Origin of the sequence: Pedobacter steynii (assembly GCF_001721645.1) — a bacterium.
Taxonomy (GTDB): Bacteria; Bacteroidota; Bacteroidia; order Sphingobacteriales; family Sphingobacteriaceae; genus Pedobacter; species Pedobacter steynii_A.
The window spans coordinates 2,717,331-2,741,787 of the sequence record NZ_CP017141.1 but is presented as its reverse complement, the minus strand read 5'-3'; the positions used below and the strand labels follow the sequence as shown (position 1 = coordinate 2,741,787).

The window sequence follows — 24,457 nt, the reverse complement described above, 5'->3', positions numbered from 1 at the left end:
TTTTTAACTTGGCCAGAATGCATCTTCAATATGATTAATTTTATAAAGGTGTTTATTTTCGAAAACAATTGCAATAATATCAAAACGAACCTCTCCCTGATGGTTCTTCATTTCTATGTAGGCTGCTGAAGCAAATTCGAGTTGCTTTTCCTTTTTTCTGTCTACAAAGTCTTCCGGATGTCCATAATCCGTAGAAGTCCGGGTTTTTACTTCTACAAAAATGAGCTTTCCTTCCTGTTCAGCTATAACGTCAACTTCAGCCCTGGCGTATTTCCAGTTTACATTTAAAATCCGGTATCCCGCATTTTCCAGGTATGCTGCTGCAATCTCCTCACCACGTTTTCCCAGCTCATTGTGTACTGCCATCTATTTCAGAATCACCGTCCCCAGAAACTTAGAAATCTCCTTTTCCACTCCCTTAATAAAGACAAACCGCTGCATCAGTATTTCCTGATTAACAGGATCAGTTTCCGTTTTAAGCTCTTTAGCAATATCCATCAGCATTCTGGCTACTTTTCCCTTTTTCAGGTGAAATAATCCACCCAGAATGGTTGCTTTCAGATTTATGCTCTCATCCCGAACGTAAATATTATGTTTATTGTACCAGTTTTCACTCAAAGAATATGGGGAAGTAGAAAGTGTGATCGCCAATTCCGCAATCTTACGGTTTTCATTGTTGATAAACTGGCTGGCAACGGGCAAATGTCCGTTCTCAATTTCGTCCCTGTAAGTATCAATGACACTTTTACAAATCTCATCCTGGAAACTTACATCTGCCAGGTTTTGTATAATAAAAGAACCGATATACATGTTATCGATCTTATCCCAGCTCACCAGTTCGTGCCCGTAAGCCAGCAAAAGCCTCACGATTTCCTGCTCCTGCAATAAGTCATTATCTTCCGCAACAGGCGTTTCCGCAAATTCTGAGCTGGAATCAGGGTTTTCAAACAGGTTATCAGGAGGCCCGTCCGGGTAAGGTTGATATTGGTTTTGTCCCTGACTCTGCGGCTGAAAAGAAGAAGATCCTTGTCCCTGAGAACCGGCACCCGATTTTTTGAATTTAGCAGTCCTGATTTTGTTGAGCTCAGATAGTAGGATACGCTCTTCAACCTGTAATAAGCCACTACATTCCCGGATGAAAATAGAAGCCTTAATATCATCCGGAATTTTGGCGATACTTTCTACAATGTCCCGGATAATCCCTGCCCTTTTGATGGGGTCTGTACCAGCTTCTTTCAATAAGATGCTGGCCTTATAGAGGATAAAATCCTTGCGGTTATTTTCTATATACTTTTTGAACTCCCCTGAACCCACATGGTGCATGTAAGAATCCGGATCATGCCCGTCTGGAAACAGCACCACTTTAACATTCAGCCCTTCTTCCAGGATCATGTCCAGACCACGCAACGAAGCTTTGATTCCTGCAGCATCTCCATCATAAAGGATGGTTACATTCTGAGAAAAACGGCCGATCAGACGAATCTGCTCTGTAGTCAGGGAAGTACCTGATGAAGCCACCACATTTTCAATCCCTGCCTGGTGTACAGCCAGAACATCTGCATATCCCTCTACCAGGTAACAGTTATCCGTGTCCCGGATTGCCTTTTTAGCGTGATATAAGCCATAAAGTACGTTCGACTTATGATAGATGTCACTTTCAGGAGAGTTAACGTATTTAGGGACATTTTTATCCGTCTTAAGTGTCCGTCCGCCAAAACCAATTACCCTACCGGTAAAATTATGAATCGGGAACATTACCCGTCCCCTGAATCTGTCGTACAGCTTGCCTTTGTCATTTCTGATCGACAAGCCCGTTTTTTCCAGATATTCTTCCTTATGGCCTGCAGCAACCGCACTCTGGATCAGCGCATCCCAGACATCAGGTGAATAACCCAGCTGGAATTTCTTGACGATATCTTCTCTGAACCCACGTTCCTTGAAATAGCTTAAGCCGATTGCCCTGCCCTGTTCCCCGGCCCACATCTCATTGGCAAAATAATTTGCGGCATATTCTGAAACAATGTATAGACTTTCCCTTGCATTCTGTGCCTCGATATTCTGTGGCGACTGCACCGTTTCCTCAACCTCAATATTGTATTTCTGAGCCAGGAATTTTAAAGCTTCCGGATAGGAATACTTCTCATGGTCCATAATGAAATGGACCGAATCCCCACCTTTTCCACAACCGAAACACTTATAAATCCCTTTGGCCACGGAAACGTGGAAAGAGGGCGTTTTCTCATTGTGAAAAGGACAATTTCCAATCAGGCTGGTACCACGTTTTTTCAGAGACACAAAATCACCTACAACCTCCTCAATACGGACGGTTTCCATGATCTTGTTTATGGTATCGTGGTTAATCATTATCTATTGTTTTTTCTCTTTCTCTAATCACCCTTATTATATTCTCTTTCGGCTTACCCAGGATCACACCTGAGGAAGTCTGTTTGTTATTACCTCACTAAAGGCAACAATGCTTCTGCTAAAGTCTGATTCCCTTTATCGTTCAAATGTACACCATCTGTTGTCAAAATTCCTTTGGCCAGATCGGATGGGTTGTTTTGTACTCCATAGTCTTTAAACAAATTTCTAAGGTCACATAATGGCAACTTATTTTTAACCGCCAGCTCCCTTATTGCAGCAGCATATTTATCCAGATCAGCATCCATCTCATTCGCTCCGTTCTTTTTCTCTCCAATCACCGCCGGTGTACATAAAACCACCTTTGCACCTCCTGCCTGAATCTTATTGATCAATGCCTGATAAAAAGAAATAAACTTATCATAATCCGTTCCTGTATGCATGGACTGCTTATGCCATACATCATTCACCCCGATATAGATCACCACCAGGTCAGGCTTTTTAAGCAATACATCCTGCTCCATTCTTAAATAAAGATCATAAACTTTATTTCCACCAATTCCTGCACCGGTTACTTCATATTTCAAAGGGTCCAATGCTTTACGGATCAGGTCTACATATCCACCTGGGGCCACGCCCATCTGGGTGATCGAATCCCCAAAAAAGATAATCTTTTTAGGCTTGATGTTCATAGAAGTAAATAAAATAAGCAGCGCAAACGGCGCCAGCAAAAGGCTTAATTTCTGAATTGGTTTCATGGGCTTTATTTTTTAACAGACCGCGTAAAATCAAGGTCCTGAAAATCGTAACTAAAATCTGTTGCAGGAGAAACCGCTTCCATTTTCATACCGGAAGCCTTTCCGTCTTTACCTAAAGAGAAGATTACAAAAGCATCGGCATGCATACTTCGGTCCGTCCATTTTGCAACAAATGTATTTCCCTTATAAAAGGCCATTTCTCCCCCAAGTTTCGGAGAGTTTACCGACTGGAAGAAAAGCTTGTTCCCCTGGTTTTTAATCGTTACATCGCCAAACCATGGATCTGTAAACGAACCTTCATAAACGCTCAGATTAATCTTCTGCGTATTTTTTTTCATTTCAGCAGCGACATCTGCCCAGACCTGATCGGTTACTTTTTTATTTTCCGCGGCATCAGACTCAGCCGCAGCTCTATATGCTGCTATTCTATCTTTCCCTTTGAGACCAAAATACCCATCTTTTATGGAGTTCGAAATCGAAGTAAATGCATAACCACTCTCCTGATTGGTCAGCACAATAATTCCCAGTTTCATTTCCGGAATTAAAGTCACCTGAGTGACAATGCCACTTAAACCACCGGTATGTGAAACCTGTAGTTTTCCATTAACCGAGCCCAAAAACCAACCCAGGCCATAGCTATTGAAAGGCGAGCCTGCGATGATCGTTTGTGGACTCCACATCTCCTGGTGAACTTCAGCACTAAACAATTTTTTATTTAAATCCTGTCCATATTTACCACCATTCATTTGCATGATGGCCCATTTGCTCATCTCCGTCACATTAGACCAGATGCCCCCTGCAGCGTTGGATATCTCAGGAAAACCTTTACTGATCACAGTTAATTTTCCATCAATGGAGGTATGGGCGTCAATAGAATTGTTTTTATCTTTCAGTCTTGGATAATCAGCTGAGCTTTCTGTCATCCCTATCGGACGCATGATTTTAGTTTCGATAAAATCTTCCCAGCTCATTCCGGAAACTTTTGCCAGCACTTCCCCGGCTACAATATACAACAGGTTATCGTAATCAAATTTCGTCCTGAATCCCGAAACAGGTTTCAGGTAACGCATATTATGAATCAGTTCCGCTTTAGTCACCCGGTTAGAATCCGGAAAAATCATCAGATCCCCCGCTCCAAGGCCCAATCCGCTACGGTGAGTCAATAAATCCCTTACCGTAAACTCCTGTGTCACGTACGGGTTATACAGTTTAAAGCCAGGAATGATATCCACCACTTTATCGTCCCATTTCAGTTTTCCTTCCTCCACCAGCATCCCCAATCCAGCAGCCGTAAAGGCCTTACTGTTGGAAGCAATTCCAAAAAAAGTATGCTCATTCACAGGCTCTTTTGTTCTGAGAGAACGAACACCATATCCTTTAGCATGAATTACTTTTCCATCCTTTACAATCGCAACCGCAATCCCCGGCACGTTAAAGGCCGTAAGGGTTTTTTCTACCAGGCTATCGACCTGTTTGCTGCTAAGTATCTGCGCATTTACCGGAGCTATACCGGCAATTAAAAGGAAACATAACGGAATGAGGAATCTGAATTTATTCATAAAATAAAGTTAAAGATTTCAGTTGTGATAATCTTTATGCACAATTAAAAAGCTCGCCCTTTCTTCTTTTTTAAAAGGGTAATCCCAGTTCCCCTGATAAGAGATTTTCGTGGGTAATTTTTCACCACCAAAATAGCTCATTTCAATGTTCATCTGCACATCAAAATCAAACAGCATATTGCTGTATTTCATATCGACGTAACGGCCCAGGATTTCAAAATTCCGTTTGTCAAAAATGGTCGTCAGTTCTTTGATCATCAGTCCGTCTTTAGTTCCATTACTAAGGTCAGGCTTCACTGTTACTTTAAAACGATATACCGGAATAGAATCCAGATAAGTACCACTGTGGTAACTGTAATCATAATACTGTCGCATATTGGCTGTAAAAATCTGGGTCTTACTGCCAATGAAAGGAAGTCCTTTAATTGGCCTTCCAGGGGCAAAAATGAGCGTCTTCAGTTTATCCTTATAACTCTCATTGCTTTCTCCACCCTTACCTGCCGTCATTGGCCCTTCAGCAACAAATTCAGAATTGTAGGCATTCATAAAAATGTAATCGAACATTTCTATGGTATACAACTGATATTTCCCGTTTTTCTTATACACCTTCCCGGTATCCTGTTTTACCAGGTATTCCATTTTTTTGGGGCCGGAAGGGTTATGCCGGATCTTCCTGTAAATCTTACCGTCGACCTTGTTTTTTTTATTGTAGGTATAAATCCGGTTTTCAGCAATGAAGCCATATTTCTTCATATTTCTAAAAGCCTGATAAAAACTGTTATCCGTAATGATGGCATTGATAAAGGTCTCCACCCCAAATTTCTGGGCAACGATATTAACGGCCGAATCCAACTGGATAGTTTTTATGGTATCCGGATTAAACCGGGAGATTTCCTGACCTGAATTTTTTAGATAACAGAAGGAAAAAACAGCTAACAGCAGTATTTTCTTCATCAGAACGGATCTAATTTCCCATTTGCTTTAAGGCGATATACGCCATTAAGCCTGTTGACAATTTTAAAGCGTCCTCATCGATGTCGAAGTTTGGGGTATGCACCGAATAACTGGTTCCTTTTTCTTTATTTCCCGTCCCCAATCTGTAAAAACAAGCATCGGTAACCTGAGAATAATAGGCAAAATCCTCTGCTGCCATCCAGATATCCAGATCCAGTACATTGTCTTTACCCAGATAATCTTCTGCATAGGCCCTGGCATTGTCGCTTAGCTTTTCTTCATTGATCAGGTAAGGGTAACCATTCATGATATTGAAATCACAGCTTCCACCCATACTTTCTGCAATTCCTTCTGCCATTTTCTTCATCAGCTTTTTTGCTTCCTTACGCCATTCCTCATTCAGTGTTCTGAAAGTACCTTCCATTTTTACTTCATTAGGAATAATGTTCGTTGCTCCGTTTGCCTGCACCTTTCCAAAAGAAAGTACCGATGGTAAACGGGGATCTGCATTGCGGCTGACAATCTGTTGCAGGGCAACCACAATATGTGCAGCAATCAATACCGGATCAATATTCTGATGAGGCTGAGCTCCATGCCCGCCTTTACCATGCACCGTAACGTATAATTCATCTGTAGAAGCCATATAAATGCCTGAGCGGAAACCAACTTTACCCGCTTCAATTAACGGCATTACATGTTGTCCGATGATCGCCTGCGGCTTAGGATTCTCTAAAACCCCTTCTTTAATCATAATGCTTGCACCACCAGGCAGGACTTCTTCTCCAGGCTGGAAAATCAGTTTAATCTTCCCCCCGAAATCCGCTTTCATGCTATTCAGGATATAAGCGGTCCCCAATAAAGAAGAGCTATGCACATCATGTCCACAGGCATGCATGACGCCCGGATTTTTTGAGGCATAAGGTTTATCATTGGCTTCAATGATCGGAAGTGCATCCATATCCGCACGGAGTGCAATGATTTTATCTGAAGGAATTTCTCCTTCTATGATTCCCACCACACCAGTATTTGCCATTTCCGTATAGGGAATTCCCCATTCTTCCAGCTGTTTCCTGATGAATGCAGAAGTTTCAAATTCTTTAAAAGAAAGCTCTGGATTTGCATGAATGTGCTGACGGTAACCGACTACCTGATCATATATATCTGCTGAAAGGTTTTGGATCTTATCTTTAATTGTCATTGCTGTAATCTAAGTTAGGTGCGTTGATTTTCTCCCTGAAGATAAACAAGGTAGGGAACATTGGTTTCAATTCGTTTAATAAGCGCTGGGCTTCCAGTCTGGTTCTAAAATCACCTACCCTTAAATAATAATTAGGTTCTTTATAAGTGATATAGGTATTTACAGAAGAGTAACCAGATCTGAAGCGGGCCTGTTCACTAAAGACCTTGCGTCTGTCGGAACCGTAGAAAACCTGCACCCGATACCCCATCTGCGAAACAATGGCAGTAGATGGCTTACCAGGGCTAACAGGGGAGGTAGATTTCGTATTTAAAGCAATACGTTTGGCAATCAGGCTGTCGATCATAGGATCTTTAACAATCTTTACATACCCTTTGTCCTGAGCCAACAGGGCAATGGAAAAACAACAAAATATGCCGGTAAATAATATCTTCATGGAATGGCTTAAAAAAAAGAATGCCGAATTTTTTTTACAAAAATCGGCATTCTATATGTGTATTACAAATTACAATCCCGCACCATGGCAGTTTTTGAATTTCTTACCACTTCCGCAAGGGCATGGCTCGTTTCTTCCCGTTGTAACTTCTTTGCGTATCGGTTGCTGTGGAGCAAGCTCGCGGGTATCTTCCATAGGCATACCATCGATGCTACCTTCCGGACCTGCAAATTCCGGTTTTGACATCTTTAATCTACTGGGTACCGGCCTTGCAGCCTGCGCCTCCCGCACATCATTTGGATCAGTCTGAACAGGAATTCCTCCTTTATACAGGAAGCTTACTACTTCTTTGTTTACAGCGTTTAACATATTTTTAAACAAGTTAAAAGCCTCCATTTTATAAATGATCAATGGATCTTTTTGCTCGTAAACTGCATTCTGAACCGATTGTTTCAATTCATCCATTTCACGTAAATGCTCTTTCCATGATTCGTCGATCAGGGCTAGTACAATTGTTTTTTCAAAAGATTTGGTTACCTCACGGCCACCGTTATCAATTGCTTTTTTCAATCCTACCGGAACCTGAATACTACGTAAACCATCTGTGAAAGGAACGATGATCTGCTCTATATGTTCTCCACGTTCTTCATATACCTGATTCAATACCGGCATGGCCTGCTGAATGATCGCATCTGATTTTCTGGCGTAGAAAGAAGTAACTTCTTCAAACAACTTATCAGTCAGGTGATGAATATTTTTAGAGCTGAATTCTGCTTCATCAATTGAAGTATCAGCAGAGAAGTTCTTGATCACTTCCAGTTTAAAACCTTCAAAGTTTCCTTCTTCTTTATATTCTGTAACGATATCTTCAGCAACGTCAAATGTCATGTTGTTCATGTCCACATCCAGACGCTCGCCAAACAAAGCATTTTTACGTTTGGCATAGATCACCGTACGTTGTGAATTCATGACATCATCATATTCCAACAAACGTTTACGGATACCAAAGTTATTTTCTTCTACTTTCTTCTGTGCACGCTCAATAGATTTGGTGATCATAGAATGTTGAATAACTTCACCATCTTCGATTCCCATTTTCACCATGATGTTCGAGATTCTTTCAGAACCAAATAACCTCATTAAGTTATCTTCAAGAGACACAAAGAACTGAGATGAACCCGGATCTCCCTGACGACCGGCACGACCACGCAACTGTCTGTCTACACGGCGTGACTCATGACGTTCTGTACCAACAATTGCCAAACCTCCAGCTTCTTTAACACCTGCGCCCAGTTTAATATCCGTACCACGACCAGCCATGTTGGTGGCAATAGTCACCTGACCAGCCTGACCAGCTTCAGCAACAATATCCGCCTCTTTCTGGTGCATTTTCGCGTTCAACACATTGTGTTTAATACCACGAAGTTTTAGCATACGGCTCAACAATTCCGAAATCTCTACAGAGGTTGTTCCGACCAATACCGGACGGCCAGCCTCTGTTAATTTAACGATCTCTTCTGCTACGGCATTATATTTTTCACGAACAGTACGGTATACATAATCCTGATGATCTTTTCTCGAGATCACTCTGTTTGTAGGGATTTCCACCACATCCAGTTTATAGATAGACCAGAACTCACCAGCTTCAGTAGTCGCAGTACCTGTCATACCACAAAGTTTATGGTACATACGGAAGAAGTTTTGCAGAGTTACTGTCGCATAAGTTTGTGAGGCATCTTCTACTTTCACATTTTCTTTTGCTTCAATTGCCTGGTGCAAGCCATCAGAATAACGACGACCATCCATGATACGTCCTGTCTGCTCATCTACAATTTTAATCTTTCCTTCATCAATGATGTATTCCACATCAATCTCAAATAAAGTATAAGCTTTCAACAACTGGTTTACAGAGTGAATTCTTTCCGCTTTAATCGAGTAGTCGCGCATCAAAGCATCCTTCTGAGCAATTTTCTCTTCGCTGCTCAAAGCGGATTTTTCAATTTCAGCAATCTCCGTACCCACATCAGGTAATACAAAGAAATGTGCATCCTCACCAGATTTGGTGATCAGCTCAATACCTTTTTCAGTAAGTTCTACCTGATTGTTTTTCTCATCGATATAGAAGAACAGTTCCGAATCTACTTTCGGCATGTTCTTCGACTGATCTGCCATATAATGGTTTTCAGTTTTCAATAAAGTTTGTTTTACACTTCCTTCACTTAAAAACTTGATCAGTGCTTTATTTTTAGGCAAACCACGGTGTGCACGTAATAGTGCCAGACCACCTTCTCCTTCTTCAGTTCCGGCTTTACCATCATTAATTAATTTTTTAGCTTCATTTAAAGCTTTGGTTACATATTCTCTTTGCGCAGCAACCAATCTTTCAATTCTTGGTTTCAGTTCATGGAACTCATGCTGATCACCAAAAGGAACCGGACCGGAAATGATCAAAGGAGTACGGGCATCATCAATCAAAACTGAATCGACCTCATCCACCATTGCAAAATGCAATTTGCGTTGCACCAGCTGATCCGGAGTCTGCGACATATTGTCACGCAGGTAATCAAAACCAAATTCATTGTTGGTACCATAAGTGATATCAGCCAGATAAGCATCTCTACGCTCCTGAGAGTTTGGTTCATGTTTATCGATACAATCTACCTTAATTCCATGGAATTCAAACAAAGGTCCGTTCCATTCCGAGTCACGTCGTGCCAGGTAATCATTCACCGTTACGATATGCACCCCTTGTCCGGCTAAAGCATTCAGATAAGCTGGTAATGTACTTACCAGGGTTTTACCCTCACCCGTTGCCATCTCCGCGATTTTACCACTGTGTAAAACCATACCACCGATCAACTGTACATCGTAATGTACCATGTTCCACTTCACCTCAGTACCCGCAGCATCCCAGGTATTTGCCCAGAAAGCTTTATCACCCTGTATCTTAACATTGCTTTTACGCGCAGCATAGTCTCTGTCATGCTGAGTAGCAGTTACCTCCAGCTGCTCATTTTCAGAGAAGCGTCTTGAAGTTTCTTTTACCACTGCAAAAGCCTGTGGGAGTATATTTTGTAAAACAACTTCTAATTCTTTATCACGGTCTTTGATCAGCTCATCGATCTGATCATATAGTGCAGTCTTTGCAGCAAGCGATAGATCAGTACCTTCAGCATCAGCTTTTAAACCACTGATCTTTCCGTCAATCTCTGTTAAGGCCTGTGCAATAACATCTTTAAAGTAAACTGTTTTGTTACGCAACTCATCATTGCTCAGTACAGAAAGCTTCGAATATTCTTCGTTTATTTTGATAACAATCGGCTGTAATGCCTTGATATCTCTTTCCGATTTGCTTCCAAATACCTTGGTTAAAAATCCTAACATCTTTTATGTTTGTGTTTGTTATTTATTACTTATTGAAAAATGACTAAATTACAACAACCAAGCCATATCAAACAATAAGTCAGAATGGCAGTTGTCGGGCGCTAAAATTACAAAATATCCTGTACTTTGCTTTAGTATGCCAACTTTATTTGAAAATCTTTATGATTTCGCCATATGTGTTTGTCATCCACAGTAAAACACTCAAAAGAAAGGGCTATCAACCTCAGTTGCTTTTTAGCTCCGCAGCCTTCAGCCTCAATGCTTCCAGCTCCAGAATGATCACTTTGAAACTATACCAGGAACGATCGCCAAGACCTTTCTTTCTCGCAATGATCTGCAATCCCACATTAAAGAGCACTAAGCATATAAACAGGCCAAAAGTACTGATCAAACCGGGCCATGCTGCCGACGCCGCTATTTTTCTGGGCAGAAAGCTCAGCGGGAACAATACACTGGTACAGAACAGCAGGGTATATATGATCCATAACAATATTTTCCGGGAAGCAGCATACGTTTTAATGACCGCTTCCAGATAGCCCAATAAAGACTGCCGGTGAAAATTAAGCTTTTTTATCGCCTGATCTGCTCTGAACAAAACAACAAGTATCAGGATCAGCAGACAGGATATGACATAAACCGGGAGCCTTTCCAGATTAGTTGTATAATCAAAGGGATTTCCTGTATTCAGCGCTATGCTCAGCAGAAGATAGAAGGTACAAAAAAGAATTCCATACCGGTAACTCTTCTGAATCGTGGCCACCACGGAAACAGATTTTTTCCGGATTATATTTTCAATCACCTGATCATCAATATCCTTAGCAGACCTAAGCTGTCCACCATAATTCGTCCAGGCTTCTTTTAATTCATCTAAGTTCATAACGGTCTGATTTTAATTATTTTTTCCAGCTTACTTTTTATTCTATTGATTTTCACCCCTACATGAGTTCTGGTGATGCCTACGATTTCACTGATCTCTTCATAGCTTTTTTCTTCGAGATACAACAGGATGATTGCCTTTTCGACCTCAGTTAAAGTTTCTATTGCCTGTTTTAACAGACCCTGATGCCCAGTTTGGTCGACAAAAGAATCCATATCGGGGATTTCAAATTCCATATCTGAGATGCTTCTTTTTTCGGGAGCCCTGCTTTCCTTTCTAAAAATAGTGATGGCGGTATTTAAGGCAACCCGATACATCCAGGTACTTTGCTGTGATTCATTTCTAAACGAGGGAAATGATTTCCAAAGCTGTAATACGATTTCCTGGAAAAGATCTTTCTTATACTCCTTTTCCAGACAGTACAGGTTGCAAACCTTATAGATTATCCCCCGATGTTCGTTTATCATTTTGATAAATGCTTTCTCCATCTTCTTTTATTTGTGGGGTAAGTCGTAAAGGTGGAACTAAAAATTACAAGTTTCTAAAATATAATTTCATTAAAAAGTATCCTGCTCAAAGCTTTATTCCATAATTTCAAACTTAAACTGTGATAATTTAGCTAAAGCGGTATATTTGCCAATATGAACCGGATAGGGTTCTCCATCTCTAACAATTCAAACAACAAACCATACATAGATGAATATCTTACTATTAGGTTCTGGCGGCAGAGAAAGTGCTTTAGCCTGGAAAATGAGTCAATCACCTGAATGTTCTCAACTATTTATTGCTCCAGGCAACGGTGGAACTGGTGCTTATGGCAAAAACATCAACCTTAATCCGAATGATTTCGAGGCGGTAAAGGCATTGGCTTTAAAAGAGGCTATAGACCTGTTAGTAGTTGGCCCGGAAGAACCTCTGGTAAATGGCATCCATGATTTTTTTGCCAATGATGATGAGCTGTCTCATATCCCGGTAATTGGCCCTAAAAAAGAAGGTGCAATTCTGGAAGGAAGCAAGGATTTCTCTAAACAATTTATGGCACGTCATGGCATTCCTACCCCGGGATCCAGATCTTTCACAAACGAGACCCTGGAAGAAGGTTTAAAATACCTGGAATCACATGCACTTCCAATTGTTCTAAAAGCAGATGGCTTAGCAGCAGGTAAAGGTGTTTTGATTCTGGATACTATTTCAGAGGCACAAGCGGAGCTAAAACTGATGTTGGGTGGTAAATTCGGCAATGCCGGAAGTACGGTTGTGATAGAAGAATTTTTAACTGGAATAGAGCTTTCAGTTTTTGTATTGACAGATGGAGAAAACTATGTGATCCTTCCTGAGGCAAAAGATTACAAGCGTATCGGACAGGCAGACACAGGTCTGAATACCGGAGGCATGGGTTCCGTATCCCCGGTTCCTTTTGCTGACCAGGCTTTCATGACCAAAGTAGAACAGGAAATTATCATTCCTACGATTAACGGTTTAAAGAAAGACAAAATTGATTATACCGGATTTATCTTCTTTGGCTTGTTCAAGGTTGGTGATCAACCATTGATCATCGAATACAACTGCCGTATGGGAGATCCGGAAACAGAAAGTGTGATTCCTCGTATAGAAAATGACCTGGTAGAGCTTTTCGTTGCCACGACTAAGAAAAAATTAAAAGACTATAAATTAAAGATCAGCCCTAAAAATGCAGCAACAGTGATGATTGTTGCAGGTGGTTACCCTGGAGAGTACGAAAAAGGAAAGTCTATCACCGGAATTGATAATGTCCGCAATTCCCTGGTATTTCACGCAGGAACATCTCTTGAAGGTGGAGTCGTAAAAACTAACGGCGGAAGGGTCCTGGCAGTAAGCAGTCTACAGGATAATCAGTTTGATGCTTTACAATCGGCGACAGGAGATGCAGCACGTATTTATTTTGACGGCAAATATTTTAGAGAAGATATTGGGTTTGACCTGATGTAATCAAAACTATTTATAGCATAAAAGAGCTCCCTTCAAATGAAGCAGGGAGCTCTGGCAAATAATCTCTATCTTCGATTATCAATAGATATGCAAGATTATTATGAACTATATGCTGATGAACTTCGCTACTTCAAAGATGAGGCGCGAAAAGCCTTTGCTACGATCTGCAGTAGCTTTGGATTACAGGAAGAGCATGTTATTCTAACAGATACAGATAATTTATTTCAGGTAACATTTTCAAATAGAAAGATCCGGATCCTGGTGGAAGGCATTAACTGGGGCATGAATACAAATATTCATTTTGGGATTAATAAGCGTGATGCGAACTTATATAGCATTCTGCAGCTGACAAGAGAACGAAAACCTGAGATACCTGTTTCCGGGAATCAGATTGATCAACTTTTTGGATATTCCCATTACCTGATGACCCAGGCTACCGATATTCTGCAGGGAGACACGACCTTTTTTAACCGGCAAGAAGCATTGCTAAAGCAAGAAAAGGAACGTGCCAGAAAGGCAATCCAAGCCGAATCAGACATAAAACTTTCTAAAGGTTATCTGAGAATTGATACGCCTTTTGGAGAATCAATCTGGAGAAAACCCCGTCCATTATTAGCAACTTACTATAGCATTAAAGATAAGTTTCCACATAGTTATGAAGTGGTCTTCAATGAAAAAGACCTCTTGAGTGGCGGAACATATGAGCCCATCATTACCAATTGGAAAATAGAATTGGGAGAGATGGTCATAAAAGATCAAGTAATTTGTGAGATAAGCACAGACAAAGTTTCGGTTGAAATTGTTTCTCCCCATACAGGCCGACTGGTATGGTTACTGGAAGAAGGTATTGCATTTAAACTTTCAACTTGTATCGCGCTACTTGACCCGCCATTGATCTGACAGCTCCCCCATTATTAAAGCTAGAAATCGTCTTTATTTTCTCTTCAGAGATCTGCTTCCAAAAAGATTATACCTCAACCCAAAAGCCTGCTGACTATCGATCACTCCATCTACAAAATGGAATGACAGGGCTAGCTTGCCTTCCAGGTTTTTATAGATGATGGGACGCCAGGTCAAATCAGTTCTGTTGTACGTCTTAGAAGTATAAAATTTATCTCCTACAATCAGTTGATGCCCTTCCCCTTTGTAAAAGGAGTTGGTGATTCCAAACCTATGGTATTCCATGCTCAGGTCCAGTAATATACCTTTAGGAGTTTGCCATCCTCCCGCGGTACGGGTACGTTCAAAAGACATCATTCCTCCGGCACTCAGAGTCAAAGAGTCAAGAAATGTTTTGTGAGAAAGGTCCAGTCCGATTTTCACAGCCGCAGCACCATTATCCTGAATGTGATCATCAGGAATAGGGATAGCGGGCCCCGCATTATGCAGCATCATGGCATAATGGGAGACAAAAAAAGCATCCTTTTTATAGCGTCCGGAAAATCCAAAAATAAAGTTTTCCCTGGCTGTTGCAGTTTGCCTGCTTGTCCAGTCTATAAAGACGATCTGTTTCCAGTTTTCATTCTCATATTTTACCAGCATCCCCTCAACGTTCGGTCGATAGTAATTTAAGGTATCATTTAAAATTGCTCTTGGAAAATCAGAAATAAGGCCTTCTCTGGGAAATGCTCCCATATAAAAATTCCAATCCTTTTTCAGGAACTGATAATAGGCAACAATAGCTACCTGCTTACTAAATTTTGGAGAGCCAAATTCATGCATCAGGTTAACACCCAACCTTATCCGGTGCGTGCTATCCAGTAACAATCCAACCTCCGGCGAGATTCTCATTCCAAAAATAGTTTCAGAAAATCTCTTTGAACGGGCATACTCTCTGTTATCGGCAAAACCATGAAAGTTTAAATTCCCTTCCAGCTCTTGAGCGTAAATGTTATTAAAGGCTGTACACAGTACAACAAAGGTCAATAGTAAGCGAATTCGCATATCTTATTATTATGGTTCAGATCGTTTTGCTAAACGACAGCCAAAAATAATATAAATCCCGGGCAGGCCAATTAAATAATATTCCTTTTACCACCTTTCTACGCAGCGATGATGAATCTCCTCTATCAAAAAGAAATATCGCTGATTTAAACTGGCTTTCCCGGAAGATTTTCCAGCTTATTTCTCAGCATTTCATATTCCTTTTGCAGATTTCGAAAAGCCTTGCTATCAAGCGGCATCCCCCTATTTTGCTCCATTTGCAGGGAGTATTGAGCTTCTACCAGATCAAAACGCCCTTTCAGGGCACTGTACCTTTTCCTCTGCGTTGCCTGTTCCCCGCTTTCCATTTCCCCGTTCAGGTTTCCAATATAGGTGCTGTTAGAAGTTGATTTCCCATCAGCCGATCTAAAGCACAGATAAGCTTCAATAGGCTCATCTATATAACCATCATGTAATTGAATAATGCAGGCCCCCGCATCTTTACGACAGGCATTTACATCAACAGTGGCCCTCTTTCTTAAAGGATGATAAAGCATTACCATTACAATCGTATTGTCATGCCCCTGATGATCCCAGCTCAGTTCTACTGCATTGTCTTTCTTTTCCATTTTCAATCCGGTTGCAACAGGCAAGGTGCCATTACTTAGGATCACTTTAGAATAATCAATAGAAATATTAGGGTATTCTCCTTTCAGCGCTTGCTTTTTAATGTAAGAAGTTGCCAGATTATGCGTATTTCTGACTGTACCCTTAGCCTCCAGTGCAAAACTGAGGTCAGTAAATTTACTGATCGCGCCGACCATTTTCATCGTCACCGACATTGCCTGACGGTTCGCCAGCTGATCCCTGCTTGGTTTGCCTGGATCTCCAATCGTACGGATTACAGGTTGTCCATTCAGCATATAACAAACCAGGTTTCCTATTTTTCCATTTATTGGCCCAAGAGGGCCATTTGCTGCTTTCGCCATATTGAAGTGATTAATTATGTAATAATAAATATTAACAAGTTAAATAATAATACACACAATATAGCGATTTTGTTTTAATCAAATGTATACCAAAGCTGACATTATCGCTGTTTTATTTCAAATTTTCAAATAAGACAACACAAGGTTGAAAGGGCAGTCAACACCTATAAAGCCCTATCAACCTACTATTAAATAAGTAGCAAAATAGCCGCAATTCCAGCCAATGTACAGATCCGTCTCTAACGAGGATAGCGCACAATACTGAGAAAACACGAAATTAATGAGTTAAGAGTTCCTCTTTGGTTTATTCCAAAACAGCAAAAGGCTGAATAATCATTTGAAGAAACAAATGATTATTCAGCCTTTTAGCCAGATGTTTAATTAAGAATACTACCTTAAAAAACGCAAGACGAACTATTTAGATTGTCCTGCACCTAAGATTTCTGCTAATTTCTTTTGTAACTCCTCACCTCTGATATTTTTCGCAATAATTTTTCCTGTTGGATCAATCAGGTAATTTGCAGGAATAGACTGAATGCCGTACGTTTTTGCCGCAGCATTATCCCAGAATTGCAAGTCAGAAACATGTGTCCATGTTAACCCGTCTTTTTCTATTGCCTGTAACCAGTCTGCTTTTTTACCCGGACGATCTAAAGAAACACCAAGAACGGTGAAGTTTTTATCTTTAAAATTTTTATAAGCCGTCACTACATTAGGATTCTCCTGACGACATGGTCCACACCATGATGCCCAGAAATCAAGTAACACATATTTACCTTTGAAGTCAGACAATTTTACCGGCTTATCGTTCACATCATTTTGTGTAAAATCCATAGCCATTTGTCCAACCTGAGTTTTTTTAGCTGCAGTAATCATACCTGCAACTCTTTTACCCAGGTCAGTTGCTTTCACCTCTGCCGAAAACTTATTGAACTGAGGTTCTACAACATTGACATCAATATCGCTTAAGGTGCTGCTAAAAGCCACTAAACTCACATAAGAATTTGGGTTAGCTTCGATAAAGGTTTTATTAATCGCCTCCAATTCCTTTTGATTTGCATCGTCACGGCTCATTACCGTTTTCATATAAGCCTCGTCTTTACGCTCTTCCTCTGTTTTGCTACGATACTCAAGCATTAAAGCCATTCCTTTTTCGTTTACAGCTTTAGTTAGCAATTTATATTTCTCGTTATCCTCGTTTACTTTAGAACCCTTGATGGTTGCATATTTTACAGAATCTTTAGCAGCAGTCAGTTCGATTGCTTTAGGCTCAAGGTAAAAATTGATCACATCAGCAGGAACACGTTTTGAAGGATCTATTGCTGCATTGTCGTGTTTAACTCTGATTTGTGCCTGTGCAATCCCGTTAACAGTACCCTGGAAAGTAAATTTACCTCCTACAATTGCTGCAGAGTCTGTAACTTGGTTTTGACCCACCCGGTAAGCGATAAAGGCCTTGGCCGGTGCGTTTAAGTTCCCTACTTTACCTTGAACAGTAAATTTACCCTGGGACATGGCCGCAATCGGCAATAAGCAGATTGCAGTAATTAAAGTCTTTTTCATTGAATATTAATTTTGTTAGTTTATGATCTTCTAAAGCAGATTTCGAATCTTACTGCTTATTTACGTTTTATTTATAGACAAAATAATTCTTTTAAAGTTTAACGCTGCAATCAGCGTAAAATTACAATAGCTTCTGGTAGGTTCTCCACCATAAATCCGGCATTTCCCCATTTACTGCCATGGTATAATCATCATAACGACAAGGTACTAAATGGAAGCGTTCATTTTTAGTGATTCCGGAAGGATAAGGCACCTGCATCCACCAACGATCAGATTTCTTACTCTTTACGAAAAGCATTTCTCCCGTACCGTCATTCAGGCTTGCGCGATAAACCAGATATTGGGATTTCGGCGTCAGGGGAAAATCTTTCTTCCGGTTATAAAAACCTTCTATAAAATACCAGACCATTTGGGCCAGCAGCATCGCCGTCTGACCATTGTTATCAAAAGCCGGATTAAACTCATAAAAACCAATGGAAGTCAGCTTATCGCTCATTCCCGCATAACGCGCAATCCTGCAGGCCTGCTCTCCGTAAAAACCATTAGGTCCGGCATTGGCATTGGCCCGCGCATCAGAAGAACGGATAGCGCCGATATCAAAGCTGATCATATTTGCGTTACGTACAATTGGCTCAGTTAGCGTAATATCTTCGGCAAACTCCCCCAGACGATGTACGTCAAAATAGAGCTTGCTCATTACTTTAAGACTTTCCTGATTTACAAAATAAGTCTGATAACCAATGTTACTGAAGTTAAACAGGTAATTTGGTTGGTGTAACAGGATTTTGTTCAGATAAGTATCAGATTTTGCCGCCAATCCTTCCTGATCCTCTTCATCAAGGTCAAATTTACTGTCTACCACCACCAAATCTACTTTCTGATCCAGATTTTCGTAGGCCAGGTATTGCGCATAAGTAATGTCTTGTCCGCCTCCTATGATAACCGGAAGGATATGAAGGCTGATTAATTCTGCGACCACCATCTTTACTGCCACATAGGTATCAGAAATAGAAGCCCCGGGCCTGATGTTCCCCAAGTCAATGATCCGGCTGTTAAAAGCCCCTTCATTCAGTGCATAAAACTGAGACCTGAAATAGTCCGGAGCAAGGCCACAGCCCTCATTATTTACAGCGGCGCGGTCATCCATCACTCCAAAAATGGCAATATCATATTGATTTCCTTCCAGATCAGGAAATTTATCCGAGTAAAAAGCAGCCTTTAAACCCAACTGGCTGGTATAAAATCCATGTTTTGGGGCTAATTTATCGGGGCTGACCGGAGAAAAAAAATCTGATAAAGACATATTGTACTATAAATGTATGCGTCAAATATCTATTTTTGAGAGCATATTTTAATGAACATCCTAAAAAAAATGAAATGATATTGGTTACCGGTGCTACTGGATTTTTAGGGGCAGAATTAATACATCAGCTAACCGGACAGGGAACAAAGCTTAGAGCGTTAAAACGTGAGCACTCCGTGATTCCGGATTTAATAAAAAACAATCCCCTGATCGAATGGGTAATTGCAGACATTAACGACTTCTCTACCCTGGATACGGCTTTTGAAAACATCCGCCAGGTATATCATTGCGCAGCAATGATTTCTTTTGATCCCAGGGATAAAGCAAAATTACTAAAAGTAAACATTGAGGGGACCAGCAACATCGTTAACCTATGCGTAGAGCATCAGGCAAGGTTGCTCCATGTCAGCTCTGTTGCAGCTCTGGGCAATGCAAAAAAAGGACAACTGATTACGGAAAAAGACTTTTGGGAATATGATTCGAAAGCACATTCTTATGCCATTTCGAAATATGAAGGAGAAATGGAAGTCTGGCGCGGAATTGCTGAAGGCCTCGAAGCAGTCATCGTCAATCCATCCGTTATTATTGGCGGATCTGCCGGCTTTGAAGGAAGTGGAGCAATTTTTAAACTGGTAAAAGAAGGTCTTTCTTTTTATACCAAAGGCGCTACCGGAATTGTAGATGTACAGGATGTTGCCAAAAGCATGATCGCCCTCATGAACAGCGAAATCACAGAAGAACGGTTCACCATCAGCGCAGAAAATTATAATTACCAGCGCTTTTTTGGGGAGATTGCCAAAGGTTTTGGCGTTAAGGCCCCAGCTAAGGAAGCAAAGCCATGGATGCTTGGCCTGGCATGGAGGGCTGCAAAACTAGCTTCCCTATTTACCGGAAAACCTGCTGCTTTAACAAGCGATGCCGCCAGAAGTAGTCTGAACGAGAGTTTATATAGCAATAAAAAGATAATTGATACGATAGGAATAACATTTAAGCCGCTTGATCAGAGTGTAGCAGAAACCTGCCAGGCCCTGAAACAGCTCCCACCTCATTAAAATTATGAACCAGAAGAATATTTACATCATTGATTTCGACAGCACCTTTACCCAGGTAGAGGCATTGGATGAGCTGGCCCGTATTTCCCTGAAAAAACACCCTGAAAAAGAAGCCATCTTTAAAAAGATCGAAGACTATACCAACCTGGCTATGGAAGGTAAGCTGTCATTCGGAGAAAGCCTTGCCCAAAGAGTTAAACTTTTGGAAGCATCCGAAGATCATTTGAAACAATTGATTACCCGCTTAAAGAAAAAGGTATCGGCTTCCTTCTCCCGTAATGCGGAATTTTTCAAGAAACATGCGGATGAAGTATTGATTGTATCAGGCGGATTTAAAGAGTTTATTACTCCTGTAGTGAGCCAGTATCACATCAAAAAAGAAAATATTTATGCCAATACTTTTGTCACCACTGGTGATGGCAAAATTATAGACTACGACCATGCCAACCCTTTAAGTGAGGAAGGTGGTAAGGTAAAACTAATGCAGCAACTCAACCTGGAGGGGAATCTTTATGGAATTGGCGATGGCTATTCTGACTTCCAGCTGAGGGAGAGCGGACTGATCAAAAAATTCTATGCCTTTACAGAAAATATCTCCAGAGAAAGCATCGTAAAAAAGGCAGATCATGTGACGCCAAGCTTTGACGAGTTCTTGTATGTTAATAACCTGCCAAGAGCCATTTCTTATCCCAAAAACAGGATTTTATGCCTGGTTATCGGAGATGTGGATCCGCAGAGTATCGCATTGCTGAAGAAAGACGGGTTTTCCATCCGTCATAAAACCTCATTCGAGGAGAAGTATGTGGCAGATGTACACATGATGTTACTTGCTGATGGAGAAAAGATAGAACTGGAGAAACTCAAAAGAGCAGTAAAACTAAAAACACTGGGTTACCTTGGTCAGGCAAAGAACAAGGTTGACATTGCTACTTGTACCCAGCAGGGAATTGTCGTATTTGACGATTTAAAATCTAATCCCCGTAACCTGACCTTCATTCCAAAGAGAATGATCGATTTCATGAATACCGGGACCACACATTTGAGCAATAACTTTCCAAACTTACAATTACCCAGAATCGATAAAGCCCACAGGCTGATTCATATTCACCAGAATATTCCGGGGATTATGGCTAAAATCAATACTGTTTTTGCTAAACATGACATCAATATCGTGGCTCAGTTCCTGATGACCAATCAGAATATCGGATATGTAATTACCGATATTAATGCTCAATACGACAAACAACTCTTTAAGTCTTTAAAAAAGATTGAACACACCATAAAATTCAGGGTGCTTTATTAGCAATAAAACCATGGAACTAACACCACAAATAAAAGACAAACTGGATAAGCTGCAGGAAAAATATGCAGCAATGGGCCAGGATATGTCAGCCTACCTGGATGGCCTGTTGTATGCAGACTTCCTTACTTACTGGGATTACATTCACCTGGACACCTTACTGAGTCTGCAGGCACCAAAAACATCCTTTCCTGATGAAGAGATCTTTATCATGTACCATCAGATTACCGAGCTTTATTTTAAGCTGTCACTACATGAATTTAATCAGGTTGCAGCAGCAAGGGAAACTTTAACTGCAGCCTTTTTCACAGATCGCGTAAAAAGGATCAACGCTTATTTTAATGCGCTGGTCTCTTCTTTTGAAGTGATGGTAAACGGAATGGAAAAAGAGCAGTTTCTGAAATTCCGGATGTCATTATTACCTGCAAGTGGTTTTCAATCCGGACAGTACCGGATGATCGAGATCAGTGCAACCGATTTCGGCCGACTGGTGGATAAAGATAAAAGAGCAGCGCTTGCCAATGCCCCTATTGAAGAACAGTTTGAGCACATTTACTGGAAATCCGGAGCAACAGAGCTGGCTACAGGAAAGCAGACGCTGACCTTAAAGCAATTCATTAATAAATACGCAGCACAGTTTTTACAGTTGGTAAAAGACAGAAAAGACAGTAACTTCTCTGCACTTTATCACAAAGTAAAAGAAGAAGGACAGGACGTAACAGCTTTAACAGAAGAGCTGAAAAAGCTGGATCTGTTTGTCAATGTAGAATGGCCGCTTTCCCATTATAAATCCGCAGTCCGGTATCTGGAAAAAGACCCGGTAGACATTGCAGCTACTGGTGGAACCAATTGGCAGAAATATCTGCCTCCGCGCTTTCAGAAAAGAATCTTCTATCCTTTCTTATGGACTGAAGAGCAAATGGAAGAGTGGGGAAAAGGATGGGTACTTAATGTACTGAAAGACCTGAGGAGTTAATCTTAATATGTCAATACACAATGGGAATCCTGAAAATCGGTTCCCATTTAATATACCGATATGCCATCTTTTGATGCTAAAAACTATACCGAGCAGCTCGTTCATCATTATGAGAATTATTTCGGATTAACAGGCACACGTCTTAAGTGGCCCAAAGGACCAGTAGATAAATTACATCCCGACTTTTTTATTTTGGAATTCCCGCCCAACCAAAAACAGGAAATGTTTTGCTATTGTACCGTTGGAATGTCTGTAGACTATATGGACGAACCAATGGAGATGATCGTTTATTCGCCCAGGTCAGATCTATCACTAGTTGAATTGCTGACTATCTGCACCTCTTACCACAGGAATAAGGCTCCCTTAAACCTTCATCATACTGTTAATATCGGCCAACCATGGTTAGATTTTTCCCGGTGTGACCATGGTTTCATTTCTTTACCTTACCTGGATGGAAATGATCTTTGTGTATTCAACTTTAATGACCAGGTTATTCCATGTTATTGGTTCATTCCCATAACAAAGCAGGAAAGAGATTATAAAATTGAGCAGGGAGCTGAAGCGTTAGAGCTACTTTTTGAGCAGCATCAACTGGATTACCTGAATGCCGGACGAGAAAGCCTGATTCCATATCATTAAAAATCCACATCAGGAAACAAGAGATCTTAGTGTACATTAAACACTTAACAGCCTGCTGTAAATGCAAAATAAAAAGAAATAAGAAGGGCATTTTTTACTAAATTTGCCTGAAGAAATACTATTGAAATGAACGAGACACTGGATATCACCATCACTAAAGCTGACCAAAGCAGACTAACAGTAACAGACTTTTCTCAACTTCCATTCGGAAAAGTATTTTCCGATCACATGTTTATTGCCGAATACGAAGACGGCGCCTGGACAAATTTACAGGTATTACCATATGGCCCTATTCCAATGAGCCCGGCTATTTCTGCCCTTCATTATGGACAGGCAATTTTTGAAGGCATGAAAGCTTATCGTCAGGCTGACGGTAACATCAGCGTCTTCAGAGCAGACAAAAACTTTGAGCGTTTTAATAAATCAGCGCAACGTATGGCGATGCCAGCGATCCCTGAAGATATTTTCAGACAAGGAATTGCGGCATTGATCGATATTGATAAAAACTGGGTTCCGAATCAGGATGGTTATTCTTTGTATATCCGTCCGGTTATGTTCGCTACAGATCCTTACCTGGGTGTAAGGGCATCAGATAAATATACTTTTGCTTTATTAACTACTCCTACGGGACCATATTACAGCAAAGCATTAAAAGTGAAAATTGAAACCGAATTCACACGTGCTGATGAAGGTGGTGTTGGCTATGCTAAAACCGCAGGAAATTATGCCCGTTCCTTACATCCTTTTGCGGAAGCATTAAAAGAAGGATTTGACCAGCTGATCTGGACAGATGCAGTTTCTCATGAATTTATTGAAGAAGCAGGAACTGCCAATCTAATCTTCGTAATTGACGGAAAGCTGGTGACTCCTTCTATAAGAAGCACCGTGTTAGATGGCGTTACCCGTGACACCATTATCCAACTTGCTAAAAAAGCTGGAATTGAGGTAGAAGAAAGACGTGTAAGTGTAAAAGAAGTGATTGAAGGTATTGAGAATGGAAAGCTGACTGATGCATTTGCAGCAGGAACAGCAGCTACGGTTACCCCAATCGGAGAAATCAGCTACGAGGGAAAATTACATACTTTAACAGACCCTGCAACACGTACTATTTCTGCCGGTATCGCTAAAACATTAAATGACATCCGCTACGGACTTGCTCCGGATGAGTTCGGATGGAACTGGATCGTGTAAATTTACAGCTACATTGTAAATAATTT

21 protein-coding genes are annotated in these 24,457 nt (G+C 40.8%); 7 read left to right on the top strand and 14 right to left on the bottom strand.

The annotated features are described in order from the left end of the window. Positions 1-3: 3 nt before the first annotated feature. From BFS30_RS11380 to BFS30_RS11335, 10 genes are all read right to left on the bottom strand, one after another. A complete protein-coding gene (locus tag BFS30_RS11380) occupies positions 4-366 on the bottom strand; it encodes a YraN family protein (protein WP_069379408.1) in 363 nt (120 codons plus the stop codon). Next, positions 367-2,364, bottom strand: a complete 1,998-nt coding sequence (gene dnaG / locus BFS30_RS11375) for a DNA primase (RefSeq protein ID WP_069379407.1) — start codon at positions 2,362-2,364, stop codon at positions 367-369. Positions 2,365-2,453: 89 nt separating this feature from the next. Then, on the bottom strand, positions 2,454-3,119 hold the full coding sequence (locus BFS30_RS11370; RefSeq protein WP_069379406.1) for an SGNH/GDSL hydrolase family protein: 666 nt from the start codon (positions 3,117-3,119) through the stop codon (positions 2,454-2,456). A gap of 5 nt (positions 3,120-3,124) precedes the next feature. Beyond that, complete coding sequence (locus BFS30_RS11365; RefSeq protein ID WP_069379405.1) at positions 3,125-4,678, bottom strand: serine hydrolase; 1,554 nt, start codon at positions 4,676-4,678, stop codon at positions 3,125-3,127. Between the two features lie 18 nt (positions 4,679-4,696). Further along, positions 4,697-5,632, bottom strand: coding sequence for a hypothetical protein (locus tag BFS30_RS11360; protein ID WP_069379404.1), 936 nt, complete (start codon positions 5,630-5,632; stop codon positions 4,697-4,699). 10 nt (positions 5,633-5,642) lie between these two features. Next, on the bottom strand, positions 5,643-6,830 hold the full coding sequence (locus tag BFS30_RS11355; RefSeq protein ID WP_069379403.1) for a M20 metallopeptidase family protein: 1,188 nt from the start codon (positions 6,828-6,830) through the stop codon (positions 5,643-5,645). Next, positions 6,820-7,266, bottom strand: coding sequence for an SPOR domain-containing protein (locus tag BFS30_RS11350; protein WP_069379402.1), 447 nt, complete (start codon positions 7,264-7,266; stop codon positions 6,820-6,822). Before BFS30_RS11350 ends, BFS30_RS11355 begins: the two co-directional genes overlap by 11 nt. Positions 7,267-7,335: 69 nt before the next feature. Continuing rightward, positions 7,336-10,650: a preprotein translocase subunit SecA gene (secA, locus tag BFS30_RS11345; protein WP_069379401.1), complete on the bottom strand. Its 3,315-nt coding sequence runs from the start codon at positions 10,648-10,650 to the stop codon at positions 7,336-7,338. 223 nt (positions 10,651-10,873) lie between these two features. Next, positions 10,874-11,527: a hypothetical protein gene (locus BFS30_RS11340; protein ID WP_069379400.1), complete on the bottom strand. Its 654-nt coding sequence runs from the start codon at positions 11,525-11,527 to the stop codon at positions 10,874-10,876. Next, complete coding sequence (locus BFS30_RS11335) at positions 11,524-12,015, bottom strand: RNA polymerase sigma factor (RefSeq protein WP_069379399.1); 492 nt, start codon at positions 12,013-12,015, stop codon at positions 11,524-11,526. The genes BFS30_RS11340 and BFS30_RS11335 overlap by 4 nt, the downstream gene beginning before the upstream one ends. Positions 12,016-12,223: 208 nt before the next feature. On the opposite strand from BFS30_RS11335, the gene purD reads away from it, so the two are divergent. Together purD and BFS30_RS11325 are read left to right on the top strand one after the other, a co-directional pair. Beyond that, positions 12,224-13,495 carry a phosphoribosylamine--glycine ligase gene (gene purD / locus BFS30_RS11330; protein WP_069379398.1) on the top strand — a complete coding sequence of 424 codons (1,272 nt, stop codon included), beginning with the start codon at positions 12,224-12,226 and terminating at the stop codon, positions 13,493-13,495. Between the two features lie 87 nt (positions 13,496-13,582). Next, positions 13,583-14,395 carry a biotin/lipoyl-containing protein gene (locus BFS30_RS11325; protein ID WP_167353140.1) on the top strand — a complete coding sequence of 271 codons (813 nt, stop codon included), beginning with the start codon at positions 13,583-13,585 and terminating at the stop codon, positions 14,393-14,395. 33 nt (positions 14,396-14,428) lie between these two features. Here the strand turns inward: BFS30_RS11325 and BFS30_RS11320 are convergent, their stop codons facing one another. The 4 genes from BFS30_RS11320 to BFS30_RS11305 all read right to left on the bottom strand — a co-directional run bounded on the left by BFS30_RS11320 (position 14,429) and on the right by BFS30_RS11305 (position 19,273). Continuing rightward, positions 14,429-15,439: a hypothetical protein gene (locus BFS30_RS11320; RefSeq protein ID WP_069379396.1), complete on the bottom strand. Its 1,011-nt coding sequence runs from the start codon at positions 15,437-15,439 to the stop codon at positions 14,429-14,431. A 146-nt stretch (positions 15,440-15,585) separates the two neighbouring features. Beyond that, complete coding sequence (locus tag BFS30_RS11315) at positions 15,586-16,407, bottom strand: DUF6266 family protein (protein WP_069379395.1); 822 nt, start codon at positions 16,405-16,407, stop codon at positions 15,586-15,588. A 414-nt stretch (positions 16,408-16,821) separates the two neighbouring features. Further along, positions 16,822-17,970, bottom strand: a complete 1,149-nt coding sequence (locus BFS30_RS11310; RefSeq protein WP_069379394.1) for a TlpA disulfide reductase family protein — start codon at positions 17,968-17,970, stop codon at positions 16,822-16,824. 121 nt (positions 17,971-18,091) lie between these two features. After that, on the bottom strand, positions 18,092-19,273 hold the full coding sequence (locus BFS30_RS11305) for a formimidoylglutamase (protein ID WP_069379393.1): 1,182 nt from the start codon (positions 19,271-19,273) through the stop codon (positions 18,092-18,094). A 35-nt stretch (positions 19,274-19,308) separates the two neighbouring features. On the opposite strand from BFS30_RS11305, the gene BFS30_RS11300 reads away from it, so the two are divergent. The 5 genes from BFS30_RS11300 to BFS30_RS11280 all read left to right on the top strand — a co-directional run bounded on the left by BFS30_RS11300 (position 19,309) and on the right by BFS30_RS11280 (position 24,431). Further along, on the top strand, positions 19,309-20,325 hold the full coding sequence (locus tag BFS30_RS11300; RefSeq protein ID WP_335645372.1) for an NAD-dependent epimerase/dehydratase family protein: 1,017 nt from the start codon (positions 19,309-19,311) through the stop codon (positions 20,323-20,325). Positions 20,326-20,329: 4 nt separating this feature from the next. After that, positions 20,330-21,628 carry an HAD-IB family phosphatase gene (locus tag BFS30_RS11295; protein ID WP_069379392.1) on the top strand — a complete coding sequence of 433 codons (1,299 nt, stop codon included), beginning with the start codon at positions 20,330-20,332 and terminating at the stop codon, positions 21,626-21,628. A gap of 10 nt (positions 21,629-21,638) precedes the next feature. Beyond that, positions 21,639-22,601: a tryptophan 2,3-dioxygenase family protein gene (locus BFS30_RS11290; RefSeq protein ID WP_069379391.1), complete on the top strand. Its 963-nt coding sequence runs from the start codon at positions 21,639-21,641 to the stop codon at positions 22,599-22,601. Between the two features lie 60 nt (positions 22,602-22,661). Further along, positions 22,662-23,240 (top strand): suppressor of fused domain protein, encoded by a 579-nt coding sequence (locus BFS30_RS11285; protein ID WP_069379390.1) that lies wholly within the window; start codon positions 22,662-22,664, stop codon positions 23,238-23,240. Positions 23,241-23,366: 126 nt separating this feature from the next. After that, on the top strand, positions 23,367-24,431 hold the full coding sequence (locus tag BFS30_RS11280) for a branched-chain amino acid aminotransferase (RefSeq protein WP_069379389.1): 1,065 nt from the start codon (positions 23,367-23,369) through the stop codon (positions 24,429-24,431). Positions 24,432-24,457 lie beyond the last annotated feature (26 nt).